We start from the raw sequence: 11,756 nt of genomic DNA, 5'->3' as shown, positions 1-11,756 counted from the left end.
CGTGCCCCCTTCGTCGGTGATTTGTTGTTTAGTCGCTAGAAATCATATGACGGGGCGCGGGCCGTGTTCCGCTATGCGGTTGTCAATTTGCGAAAGAAATTATGCGTCACCAACCAAAAACTATTCGTTTTGGCGATGTCAAGCCGCAACCCATTGATTACAAACCAGTTGGTTGATCAATCGAGAAAGCAGCTCCCCATAGAAGGTTTACCTACCTCCCGCGCAGGGCCTTGAGCTTGGCCAGTGCCTCGGGGCTCAGGCGACTGCCCAGAGTCATCTTGATCTGCGGAGCCTCCTCTGCCTCGCGGACGTCGTTATCGATCTGTTTGATCTCGTCCACCAGCATGCGGCTCGAGATACGCGTAACGCCCTTGCCCATGACGACGGCTTGAATTGTGCCGTCACTCGACACCACGGAGCACGCGCGGCCTTCCTCGCGCGCCTCGATGCAGAGCTTTTGTACCACGGTATCGGCCGATACGCCCGTCGGCGAAAACTCGATGCGCACGCCGCGAGCCGGCAAGTTGGGACGCTCGCTAGAGATATTGCCTGCACCGTCAAACACAATTACGGCCTCGTAGCGGCCCTGGGCAAAGGCGGCAACGTCGTTGATAAGGGCGGTGCGCGCCATATCGTGAACGTCGCTGGAATACGGATCGTCGGAATGGTCGTACACGAGCTTTTCGTAGCGCGGCGTGCAGTGGATCACATTGTAGCCGTCGACCACCAGCAGCTCGGGCTTATTGGAGTGAACCGTCGAGACCGGGTCGGCGATAGCCTGCGCAAACGCATTGCCGCCCACGCCGTAGGTCGCGGCCGAGACAATCGGCTTGGCCGAGCCTTCGCCAAAGCGCTTGGCCTTAGACTTGGCGCGGTTCTTCTTGGACATGCGCTACTCCTCCCCCATGAGCTCGCCGGCGTTGCGACGTAGCCACTCAAAGCACAGTGCCGTCGTTGCCTGGGCAACGTTGAGGCTCTCGGTCATGCCACGCTGAGGAAGCTTGGTCAAAAAGTCGCATTTCTCGAGTACCAGGCGCGAGATGCCGTCGCCCTCGGAGCCCATGACAAGCGCCACGCGGCCCTCGAAGGGAGCATCCCAGCAACTGCCCTCGGCGTGCTCGGAGGCGCCGCCCACCCAAAAGCCAGCGGCCTTAAGATCGTCGAGTGCACGAGCGATATTGGGGACCTGTGCGATAGGCAGATGCATGACGGCGCCGGCTGAGGTCTTGTAGCTGCCCACGGTCACGCCGGCAGCGCGCTTGTTGGCAATAATGACGCCCGCGGCGCCTACAACCTCGGCGGAGCGCACGATGGCGCCAAAGTTACCGTCGTCGGTCACGTGGTCGAGCACCACGACAAGTGCCGGACCCTCGCCTGCACGGTCGAGGATATCGGCGACATCCGCATAAGGGAAGTTACCCACCTCGAGCGCAATGCCCTGGTGAGCGCCATGGCTCGACAGCGTATCGAGCTGCGCGCGTGGCACGTACTTAATGCGGACACCCGCGGCGTTGAGGTCATCGACCAGACGAGACAGGGCGGCATCGCGCTCCCCGCCCTCGGCAATGAGCGCGCACTTGATGGGAAAACCGGTGCGCAGCGCCTCGACGGCAGCACGACGGCCTTCGATAAACTCGCCCTTGGGAGCCTGGACAGCGTCGCGGTTGCGATCGCGCTGCGGACGCGCAGCTTGGGTGCGATCGCGCTGGCCCTTGGAAGCGGCAGCGCGGTCATTTCGGCGAATCGGACGCGAGCCAGAAGCGGCCTGCTTGCCGCCACGAGGCGCACGCTTGCGATTGTCGGCCATAGGACGGCCTCCTAAATACAACTATCAAACGAAACAAATAGACCGACCGCCCGAGGTGCGGCAGATTGCCTTGAAAGAAGAGGGCATAGACCTTGAAGTCATGCCCGACGATTGAAAGGCAAGGTGCCGTGGCTCGGGCGGTCGGGTGCTTGGGAAACCCGCGGGGGTTAGAGGGATTTGATACGGGTGCCGGCGGCGGTATCTTCAATCGTCAGGCCCAGGTCCTTGAGTTGATCGCGGATGGCGTCTGCCAAGTCCCAGTTCTTGGCGGCACGGGCCTCGGCGCGAGCCTCGAGAATCTTGGCAGCGGCCTCGTCCACGTCGTCACCAGTGTAGGCAACCAAGCCGGCGGCAACGCCCAAAAGGCCCAGCGGCAGCTCGACCTTGGGCTCGGGAAGCTCAACGCCAAACGTATCGAGCAGCTCGACCAGCGTATCGGCGGCAGCAAGAGCCGCGGCCTTGTCGGCAGCGTCGCCCGCCTGCTCCAGATACTGATTGCACTCGGTGACAAAACCAAAGACGGCGCCCATGGCACCGGCGGTGTTAAAGTCGTCGTCCATGCACTCCTTAAAGGTGGCACGGGTCTCGGCAGCCTTGGCGGCAAACGCCTCAGATGCTGCCTCATCGGCATCGGCCGTCGCATGGTTCGCGGCCCAGCGCAGGTTCTCGACCGTACCGGCGATACGCGTGAGCGAATTCTCGGCACCCTCCAGGCGCTCCCAGGAAAAGTCGAGCGGCGAGCGATAGCTCGTCTGCAGCATCAGCAGGCGCAGGGCGGCAGCGGAGTGCTGCTCGAGCACCTCGGCCAGCGTAAAGAAGTTACCAAGCGACTTGGACATCTTCTCGCCGTCGACCAGCAGCATGCCCGTGTGCATCCAGGTGTTGGAGAAGCCCTGGTGCCAGGCGCAGGCAGCCTGGGCGCACTCGTTCTCGTGATGCGGGAAGGCAAGGTCGGAGCCACCGCCGTGAATGTCGATCGGGGTACCCAGGTAGCGGTGCACCATGGCGGCGCACTCGGTGTGCCAGCCGGGACGGCCCTCGCCCCAGGGGCTCGGCCAGCTGGGCTCGCCGGGCTTGGCGGCCTTCCACAGGGCAAAGTCGAGCGGGTCGTTCTTGTCCTCGTTCTCCTCGATGCGCGCACCCACCATAAGGTCGTCGATGTTGCGGCCCGAGACCTGACCGTAGTTGGGATCGCTGCGCACGGAAAAGTACACGTCGCCGTTATCGGCGGCGTAAGCGTGGCCCTGCTCGATGAGCGCCTTGATCATGGCAATCATGGGGCCGATCTCCTTGGTGGCGCGGGGGCGCACATCGGGATCGAGCACGTTGGCAGCGCGCATGACGCCAATAAACTTATCCGAGAACTCCGTCGCGACCTCGGCGGCCGTACGGCCCTGCTCGTTGGCGCGCTTGATGATCTTGTCGTCGACATCGGTGAGGTTCTGGGCGAACGTGACCTCGTAGCCGCTCGCGATGAGCCAGCGTCGAATCACATCGAAGCTGATGAACGTGCGTGCGTTGCCGATGTGGATGTTGTCGTAAACCGTGGGGCCGCACACGTACATGCGGACCTTGCCGGGCTCGATGGGCTGGAACTCTTCCTTTTTATGGGTAGCGCTGTTGTAGATACGCATTCGTTACTCCTTAACGGTTTTCTGTAGCAGGCAGACGGCCCAGGCGCCAATTCCCTCGCCTTGACCTTCCCAACCGAGCTTTTCGGTCGTGGTGGCGGCGACGCCCACGTTTTCGACGTCAACGCCCAGGGCATGGGCCAAGTTGGCACGCATGGCATCGCGGTGCGGGGTGATCTTAGGCTGCTGGCAGGCAATGGTGCAGTCGGCATCGACAAACTCAAAGCCCAGCTCGCGCGCATAGTCCATTACGCGGGCAAGCAACACCATCGAGTCGGCACCCTCGTAGGCGGGGTCGGTGTCGGGGAACAGCTTGCCAATGTCTCCCCCGCGGCAGGCGCCCAGAATAGCGTCGGCCAGCGCGTGCGCGAGCACATCGGCATCCGAGTGGCCCAGCAGGCCGCGCTCGTAGGGAATGTCGACCCCGCCGATGATACATCGACGCCCCTCCACCAAACGGTGGACGTCGTAGCCGTGGCCAATGCGCAGGTTACTGAACATGGGGAAGGTCCTCTCTCTCGGCCATCCGCCCGAGCAAAATCGCGGTTACGGGACGCAAGTCCTCGGGCACCGTCACCTTAAGGTTGTCGCGCGGGCTCTGGACGCAGTGGACGCGCCCACCCATGCGCTCGACCAGTGACGAATCGTCCGTACCGATAAAGCCCTCGGCAATCGCCGCGGCATGGGCGCGTTTCATGGCGTCGACACTAAAGATCTGCGGCGTCTGCGCGGCCCAATAGAGTTCGCGTGGCGGCGTCTCGACGATGTTGTCCCCATCGACGATCTTGAGCGTGTCGATCGCGGGCTGGCCACACACGACACCGTCGAGCGAGCGGTCACTCACGAGCACGTCGATAGCGTGATCGATGGCCTCGGTAGTAATGAGCGGACGAGCGCCGTCGTGAATGGCGACGTATTCAAAGCCTGCCGGCACCGCATGCACGCCGGCACGAGTGGAGTCCTGGCGAGTATCGCCGGCATCGGCGAAGCTGATGGGCGTGTCATACGAATACGGGCTGATGGCCAGGCGGCGCATCTCGGCACGACGCTCGGCAGGGCAAACCACGACGATATGGCCGACCTTATCGCTACGGTCAAACGCGCGGATGGACCAGCTCATAAGCGGACGGCCCGCTACATTGACGAGCTGCTTGCCACCGGGATTACCAAAGCGCTGGCCGCTGCCACCGGCAACGACCACGGCGCATACGGGCGCCATTATGCGTTCCCCTGTTTGGTGCCCTTCATGCGGTACAGGGAGTCCGCAAGAATGGCAGGGTTGTTAACGCCAAAGTCGCCCAGGCGCTCCGGATCCTTGCTGATGTCGTCCATGAGCTCCTGCAGCGAGCCATACTCGTCGACGATCTTCTCGGCCACGCCGTCGCGCACGACGGACACGCGCGAAAGCGTGCGCAGGCCCAGCGGCGTCATGACGGAGTCCTCGTCCAGGTCGTCGTAACCCAGAACCGCCGCCACATGCTGCGGGTCGGACAAGTCCTTGGGCGTCATACGGCTAAGCTCGGCACGGATCTTCTCGGCGTTTATCTCGGAGGAATCGCTTGCGTAGTCGCGAATCATCAAGTCGTACTCGGTATCCATGCTGGAGCCGGCGAGCTGCTCGAGCTGCATCTGCACGAGCTTGCCCTGGTTGCCCAGCTTGACAATGCAATCCTTAAGCTCGGTCTTTGCCTGCTGCATGATCTCGAAACTCGAGAAAATGCCGGTGATGTCGGCGAGCGTGACGTAGTCGTCCAGCTCGAGGGCCGTCAGACGCAGCAGGGAGCGGTCGAGCGACTGACGGGTGGTCTGAAGCGTAGCGACGAGCTGGTTGACCGAGCTCATGATGGTGGTGACGGGCTGAATCTCATAGCTCTTGCCGTGCACATACACGTTGACGACGGCACGACGGGCCGAGACCGAGATCACGATGGCGTCGGTGAGCACCGACATGCGAGCGGCAGTACGGTGACGCATGCCCGTCTCGCTCGTGGCGAGCGAGGGGTCGGGATTGAGGTGGAAATTGGCGCGCAGGATCTGGGTAAGGTCGCCGTCGATGACGATGGCGCCGTCCATCTTGGAAAGCTCGAACAGGCGGTTCGAGGTAAACGAAATGTTGAGCGGGAAGCCGTCGTTACCGGCAGCGAGCACGTTTTCGGTGTCGCCGACGCAGATAAGGGCACCCAGGTGACCGGCGATGATCATGTCAAGGGCGGTGCGGATCGGCTGGCCAGGTGCCGTCAGGCGGATGGCCTGTTCCATACGCTTTTGCAGCTCGTTCTTATCCAAGGCATCGCTCCCATCGTATACGCTCCATAAACGTCAATAAGTTTCTCACGGTTTGCCCCTGTGACGCCCGCAAATTCCGATGCTTACAGAATGAGCGAACACCGCTTAGGTAGCTCATTTGGGACGGGGCTCTTTTGGCTGCTCATGTGGTAGCATCGGGTCTCATATAAATGAGGGAGTAGTCGTGTAATCGGGTTCGCCCGCAGAGAGGGGGCCAGACTATGGGACTCGCAGAGCTCGTGTTGCTCGCCGTTGGCCTTTCGATGGACGCCTTTGCCGTTTCCATCTGCAAGGGTCTCGGCATGAAAAAGATCAACCTTAAAGTCGCCGTTGTGCTCGGCCTTTTCTTTGGCGGCTTTCAGGCCGGCATGCCCGTAATCGGTTGGGCACTCGGCAGCCAGTTCATGGGCATCATCGGTCCCATAGACCATTGGATCGCCTTTATCCTTTTGGCCTTTATCGGCGGCAAGATGCTGTGGGAAACCTTTACCGAAGACGAGGATGAGGACGAAGGCGACGGCAAGGATGCCGAAAAGATCGACCTGGGCGAGTACCTAATCCTTGCCATCGCCACCTCGATTGACGCGCTCGCCGTGGGCATCTCGTTTGCCGCGCTCTCGGTCGATATCGTGCCCTCTGTATCACTTATCGGCGTCACAACGTTTATCTTCTCCGTCGCCGGCGTAGCGATCGGCCACACCTTTGGCGCGCGCTACGAAAAACCCGCCACCATCGTGGGTGGCGTCGTACTCGTCCTCATCGGGCTTAAGATCCTACTTGAGCACCTTGGGATCCTCGCACTGTGACGAATAACGGCCGCCCGGCATTACGCCAGGCGGCCGTTTTCATAGCCAGCCGTTTTAGAGCGGCTTAACCAAGGCGACCTTTACGCGGCAAGGCGCTTGAGGACGTCGATGAGCAGCTCGTAGAAGCGCTCGGCAGAAGCGAGCTCCATGCTCTCGTCCGGGGTGTGGACATCGGAGAGCGTCGGGCCCACGGCGATGGCGTCCAGGCCGTGCAGGGCCTCGGCAAACAGGCCGCACTCAAGGCCGGCGTGAATGGACTCGATGCGCAGCTCGGATCCAAAGAGCTCGCGATAGCTCTCGATAAAGACGTCGCGGACCGGCGAATGCTCGGCATAGCTCCAGCCGGGATACTCGAACTCAAACTTGGCGTCGAAGCCCAAGATATCGGCCAGCGTCTGCAGGCGGTCCTTGAACTCGTTCTGCAGCGAGGTGATCGAGGAGCGCGGGGACAGCATAATCTTGACCTCGTCGTCAGAAGTGGCAACCACACCGATGTTGGAGGAAACCTCGACGGAGCCGTCGGTAGCAACGTTGCGGCGGATCACGCCATTGGGGGCAAGACGCAGGGCGCGGATGAGGGCAAGCGCGGACTTCTCGTCCATGGCCTCGACCTCGGCGTCGTCGGCAATCTCGACAGTGCAGGTAAAGCCGGGGTCGAAGACCTCGAGCTCGGCAGTGACGTCGGCGATAATGCCCTTTGCGATCTGGGCCGCGGCCTCGGCGGCAGCGTGGTCGGCGTAGACCAGAACAGCCTTGCACTCACGGTTGATGGCGTTGTCCTTGGTGCCGCCGTTAAAGCTAACGATGGCGGGCTCGCCGGCAACCATCAGGCGGTCAATGATGCGGGCCATGATGAGGTTGCCGTTGCCGCGCTCCAGGTGGATATCGCTGCCGGAGTGACCGCCCAGCAGGCCGGAGATGTCGAACGTGAGGGTGCTACCGGTCTTGTGCTCGCGCGCGATCGGGCAGGTGTAGGTAACGACGACGCCGCCGGCGCAGCTGACGGTGGCAACGCCCTCTTCCTCGGAGTCAAGGTTGATCATGGTGCGGGCGCTAATCTGAGACTTGTCGAGCGTCTCGGCGCCGACCAGGCCAGTCTCCTCGTCGGTGGTGAATACGCACTCGAGGGCGGGGTGAACGATCGAATCGTCATCGAGAACAGTGAGCATCAGAGCGACGGCGATACCGTTGTCGGCGCCCAGCGTGGTGCCGTTAGCGGTGAGAACGCCGTCCTTGACGAGCAGGTCGATACCATCGGTCGTAAAGTCGTGCTCAACGGAGCCCAGCTTGTCGCACACCATATCGATGTGGCCCTGCAGCATTACGGTCGGGGCATTCTCGGCACCGGCAGATGCGGGCTTGCGAATGATGACGTTGTAGACCTCGTCCTGGTACACATCGAGGCCGCGCTCCTTGGCAAACGCAACCAGGAAATCGCTGATGCCCTTCTCGTTGCCAGACCCACGGGGGATCGCGCTGACCTCCTCAAAGAAATGGAACAGCTGGGCGGGCTCATAGCCGGTGATCTTGTAGTCCATGGTGCCTCCTTGGCGCAACTGGTTAGACAATAAGACATGCGCCTTGTATATTCCCAGACTTCGTTTGCATAAACCAGTCGAAAACGCCGAGCGCTCTCGCATCATCGGCTAACGGCGGAGAAACGCCACTTTATTAAGATAAAGCAGGTAGACGCACCGCGCCGAAGGGACGTTGGACCCTTTAACCAACCTCAATGCTCGATCAACGCTTATGCATACACCGTTGGTATGTTTAATGAGATTTACTTTGAACGAGGGGCCTTTCCAACAGAAAAAAGGGCGCTCCTTTGGAACGCCCTCGTGGACACAAGGTTTTGTTACGCCCTACAGCGCGCCGGAACCGGCTTGCATCATGCCGCCGGGGCCCGAGCTTACGCCACTGCTCACAGGCGCGGCGTTTCCGGTGTGCGGCGCTTCCGGAGCGGTATCGCCCCCAAGCGCACCTGCCGGACGCGGCGCTGGGATCTCGCCCGTACCGTGGCTAAAGACGAACTTGCCGTCGGCCACGTCGCACAGGACGGTATCGCCGCTGCCCCACTCGCCGGCCAGCAGCTCCTCGGACAGCGGATCCTCGATGAGCTTTTGGATGGCGCGGCGCAGCGGACGTGCGCCGTTGGTGAGGTCGGTACCCTCGGCTACGATCTTGTCGTAGGCCGCATCGGTGAGTTTGATGTTCATGCCGTTGGCAATCAGGCGCTGGCGCAGGTCGTCCACCAGCAGGTGAGCGATCTTGGTCAGGTTCTCGCCCGAAAGCTTCTGAAACACCACGATGTCATCGATACGGTTGAGCAGCTCGGGGCGGAACAGGCGCTTGAGTTCGCCCATCGCACGGCCCTTAATCTCGCTCGAGGTAAGACCCTGCTCACCGGTGGTGCCAAAGCCAACGCTCGCATCCTGCGCAATCTCGCGGGCGCCCACGTTGGACGTCATGATGATCACGGTGTTGCGGAAATCGACCGTCTTGCCCTGGCTGTCGGTCAGGCGACCCTCCTCAAGCACCTGCAGCAAGATGTTGAAGATATCGGGGTGCGCCTTCTCGATCTCGTCGAACAGCACGACCGAGTACGGGTGACGGCGAACGGCCTTGGTGAGCTGACCGCCCTCGTCGTGGCCCACGTAGCCCGGGGGGCTACCGATAAGCTTGGAGACCTCGAACTCGCTGCCAAACTCCGACATGTCGAAGCTGATAAGCGCGTCCTTGCTGCCAAAGAGGTACTCGGCGAGCGTCTTGGCGAGCTCGGTCTTGCCTGTGCCGGTAGGACCCAAGAAGATGAAGCTGCCGCCGGGACGACGCGGGTCCTTGAGCGGCGAGCGGCTGCGGCGCACTGCCTTGGCCACGGCCTCGACAGCTTCATCCTGGCCGATAATGCGGGTCTTGAGCACGCTTTCGGTCTGCAACAGACGACGGCTTTCGCTCTCGGTGAGCGAAGACACCGGCACGCCCGAGGTCACGGACACGATGTCGGCAACCTGGGCGACATCGATGGTGAGCGGGCTGGCGTCGAGCTCGGCCGTCCAAGCTGCCTTGGCCTCGGCGAGCTCAATCTCGGCAGCCTTCTGCTGCTCGGTAATCTCGGCGGCCTTGTTCATGTCGTCGCCCTCGGTGGCCTCCTGCGCGGCAGCCTTGAGCTCCTCCACGCGATGCTCGGCCTCGCGCACCGGCTCAGGCGCACGGTTGGCGGCAATGCGGGCGCGGGCGCCGGCCTCGTCGATGAGGTCGATGGCCTTATCGGGCAGGAAGCGATCCTGGATGTAGCGGTTGGAGAGGTTCGCGGCAGCCTCGATGGCACCCTGCGTATAGCGCACGTGGTGGTGCTCCTCGTAGCGTGGCTTGAGCGCGGTCAGGATCTTGACCGTGTCCTCGACGCTTGGCTCCTCAACATCGATGGTCTGGAAGCGGCGCTCGAAGGCCGGGTCCTTGGTGAGGTACTTGCGGAACTCCTCGGCCGTGGTGGCACCGATGATCTGGAAAGCGCCGCGCGCGAGCACGGGCTTGAGCATGGAGCTTGCATCGATGGATCCCTCGGCAGAACCGGCACCGATGATGGTGTGCATCTCGTCGATAAACAGGATGACGTCGTCGGCTTCGGTTGCCTCCTGGATTACGTTCTTGAGACGCTCCTCAAACTCACCGCGATATTTGGCGCCCGCGACAAGACCCGGCAGGTCGAGCGTCCAGATGTTCTGGTTCATAAGGTTCTCGGGCACGTTGCCGGCAGCGATCTGCTGCGCTAGGCCCTCGACGATGGCCGTCTTGCCCACGCCGGGGTCACCCAAGATAAGCGGGTTGTTCTTGGTGCGGCGCGAAAGGATCTCCATCATGCGCTGGACTTCCTTTTCGCGACCGATCACCGGGTCGAGCTCGCCGTCGCGCGCCTTCTGCGTAAGGTTGGTGGCGAACTGCTTGAGCGTGTCGGTGCCGCTCCCCTTTTGCTGCGAGGCGTCCGAGCCGCTAAAGAACGGCAGGCCTGTACCGGGACGCCCGGCACCGGCACCGGCGAGCGGGCGCTTCTTGTCTTGATCCTTGGCGGTAAGCTTCTCGATGGCTTTTTTAATGGAAGCGGACGAAACACCCAGGCGCATGAGAATGTCCATGGCCATGCCGTTGCCCTCTTCGACGATACCGATGAGCAGGTGCTCGGTCGACACATAGGTCTGGTTGTTCTCGCGCGCCACGCGGAAGGAACGCTCCATCACGCTGATGACGAGCGGCGTAAAGGCGAGCTTAGCGGCCTCGGTCTCCTCGCTGGGCTCGGGAACGGTGGTCTGGACCTCCCTGAGCGTGTCCATGATGTCATCGTAGGAGATATCGAGTGAGCGCAGTGCCTCGGCGGCAATGCCCTCGTCCTCCTTGGCGAGCGCGAGCAGCAGATGCTCGGTACCCACCTTATTTGAGTGAAGATCGAGCGCCTCCTGCTTGGCCATGGACATGACCTTGCGCGCGCGATCGGTAAAACGGTCCAACATGCTAGTTCCTCTTAGACGAGCTAGTTTTTCAAACGCAAAGCGCCACTCGTGGCGGCGCTTTGGTCTCTTTACCCATATGGAGTATATGTTAACCGCTGTGGCCTTTTCCGCGTGCAGCCATACGACAACGTCTACAAAAAAGGAATCGCCGGGTGCGGCGGGCGCTCTAGGTTAGAGGCTCTTGCCTAGCAGGCGGGCTCGGCGTCCATACTCTCGGCAACGTCATCGACGACATCGGCAACGGGAGCGCCCGGCATACGTACGAGCTCCATATGCTGCTCTTCAAAGACGGTTCCCATGGGGAAGGCGCGTCGGAAGATAAAGCGAGCAACCCCGGCGTGACCAGGAATTTAAAAGCGAAACCCTTGGCAAGGGGGCTGGCAACAAACCAGTCGCAGCACATGGCAAAAATGTAGGCAACGGGGAAGCCGAGCCACGCGGCGGCAATGGCCTCGCCGTTGATGGCCCCATGCTGCAGGGCAACGTTGTAGATGCTCATCCAGAGCACCATGCAAAAGCACATGATAAAGGTAAACAGCAGGCTCTCTCGTTTATTGATAGGCATATAGGGCAAAATCCTTTCTGTGTTACGCCGCGGTGCACAACAAAAACGGGCGGGCGAGATGGAGCTACTGGGACTTCATCTCGCCCGCCCGTGGTACGTGCGTCTGCGACTACTTATGTGGTGGAACTACCCTAACACGAACAGCACACGCTTCGT

9 protein-coding genes are annotated in these 11,756 nt (G+C 61.5%); 1 reads left to right on the top strand and 8 read right to left on the bottom strand.

All coding sequences use genetic code 11. The features are described from left to right. Positions 1–211 precede the first annotated feature (211 nt). The 6 genes from ACTQW0_RS02505 to disA form a co-directional block, all read right to left on the bottom strand. The gene (locus ACTQW0_RS02505) at positions 212–889 is read right to left on the bottom strand and encodes an NYN domain-containing protein (protein WP_154514764.1); all 678 of its coding nucleotides are present in this window, start codon (positions 887–889) and stop codon (positions 212–214) included. Between the two features lie 3 nt (positions 890–892). After that, positions 893–1,807 carry a 23S rRNA (guanosine(2251)-2'-O)-methyltransferase RlmB gene (gene rlmB / locus ACTQW0_RS02500; RefSeq protein WP_441566761.1) on the bottom strand — a complete coding sequence of 305 codons (915 nt, stop codon included), beginning with the start codon at positions 1,805–1,807 and terminating at the stop codon, positions 893–895. 167 nt (positions 1,808–1,974) lie between these two features. Beyond that, positions 1,975–3,441, bottom strand: a complete 1,467-nt coding sequence (gene cysS / locus ACTQW0_RS02495; RefSeq protein WP_441038940.1) for a cysteine--tRNA ligase — start codon at positions 3,439–3,441, stop codon at positions 1,975–1,977. A gap of 3 nt (positions 3,442–3,444) precedes the next feature. Continuing rightward, a complete protein-coding gene (gene ispF / locus ACTQW0_RS02490; protein ID WP_006234975.1) occupies positions 3,445–3,939 on the bottom strand; it encodes a 2-C-methyl-D-erythritol 2,4-cyclodiphosphate synthase in 495 nt (164 codons plus the stop codon). Then, a complete protein-coding gene (gene ispD, locus ACTQW0_RS02485; RefSeq protein ID WP_441564464.1) occupies positions 3,929–4,657 on the bottom strand; it encodes a 2-C-methyl-D-erythritol 4-phosphate cytidylyltransferase in 729 nt (242 codons plus the stop codon). Before ispD ends, ispF begins: the two co-directional genes overlap by 11 nt. Beyond that, positions 4,657–5,697, bottom strand: a complete 1,041-nt coding sequence (disA, locus tag ACTQW0_RS02480) for a DNA integrity scanning diadenylate cyclase DisA (protein ID WP_441566763.1) — start codon at positions 5,695–5,697, stop codon at positions 4,657–4,659. Before disA ends, ispD begins: the two co-directional genes overlap by 1 nt. A 248-nt stretch (positions 5,698–5,945) precedes the next feature. On the opposite strand from disA, the gene ACTQW0_RS02475 reads away from it, so the two are divergent. Then, the gene (locus ACTQW0_RS02475) at positions 5,946–6,530 is read left to right on the top strand and encodes a manganese efflux pump MntP family protein (RefSeq protein ID WP_427793585.1); all 585 of its coding nucleotides are present in this window, start codon (positions 5,946–5,948) and stop codon (positions 6,528–6,530) included. 80 nt (positions 6,531–6,610) lie between these two features. Here the strand turns inward: ACTQW0_RS02475 and ACTQW0_RS02470 are convergent, their stop codons facing one another. Further along, on the bottom strand, positions 6,611–8,068 hold the full coding sequence (locus tag ACTQW0_RS02470) for an aminoacyl-histidine dipeptidase (protein WP_441566759.1): 1,458 nt from the start codon (positions 8,066–8,068) through the stop codon (positions 6,611–6,613). Positions 8,069–8,392: 324 nt separating this feature from the next. Then, positions 8,393–11,035, bottom strand: coding sequence for an ATP-dependent Clp protease ATP-binding subunit (locus tag ACTQW0_RS02465; RefSeq protein ID WP_427727024.1), 2,643 nt, complete (start codon positions 11,033–11,035; stop codon positions 8,393–8,395). Positions 11,036–11,756: the final 721 nt, after the last annotated feature.

It is taken from the genome of Collinsella sp. LCP19S3_B7 (assembly GCF_052121795.1).
Classification (GTDB): Bacteria; Actinomycetota; Coriobacteriia; order Coriobacteriales; family Coriobacteriaceae; genus Collinsella.
The sequence above is the reverse complement of the archived record's forward strand: the minus strand, read 5'-3'. Positions and strand labels throughout refer to the sequence as shown.

What these genes read in the sequence shown, in the direction of transcription:
- ispD (WP_441564464.1), bottom strand. Translation starts at nt 4,657, where the DNA reads ATGGCGCCCGTATGCGCCGTGGTCGTTGCCGGTGGCAGCGGCCAGCGC.
- ACTQW0_RS02470 (WP_441566759.1), bottom strand. Translation starts at nt 8,068, where the DNA reads ATGGACTACAAGATCACCGGCTATGAGCCCGCCCAGCTGTTCCATTTC.
- ACTQW0_RS02475 (WP_427793585.1), top strand. Translation starts at nt 5,946, where the DNA reads ATGGGACTCGCAGAGCTCGTGTTGCTCGCCGTTGGCCTTTCGATGGAC.
- disA (WP_441566763.1), bottom strand. Translation starts at nt 5,697, where the DNA reads ATGGAACAGGCCATCCGCCTGACGGCACCTGGCCAGCCGATCCGCACC.
- cysS (WP_441038940.1), bottom strand. Translation starts at nt 3,441, where the DNA reads ATGCGTATCTACAACAGCGCTACCCATAAAAAGGAAGAGTTCCAGCCC.
- ispF (WP_006234975.1), bottom strand. Translation starts at nt 3,939, where the DNA reads ATGTTCAGTAACCTGCGCATTGGCCACGGCTACGACGTCCACCGTTTG.
- ACTQW0_RS02465 (WP_427727024.1), bottom strand. Translation starts at nt 11,035, where the DNA reads ATGTTGGACCGTTTTACCGATCGCGCGCGCAAGGTCATGTCCATGGCC.
- ACTQW0_RS02505 (WP_154514764.1), bottom strand. Translation starts at nt 889, where the DNA reads ATGTCCAAGAAGAACCGCGCCAAGTCTAAGGCCAAGCGCTTTGGCGAA.
- rlmB (WP_441566761.1), bottom strand. Translation starts at nt 1,807, where the DNA reads ATGGCCGACAATCGCAAGCGTGCGCCTCGTGGCGGCAAGCAGGCCGCT.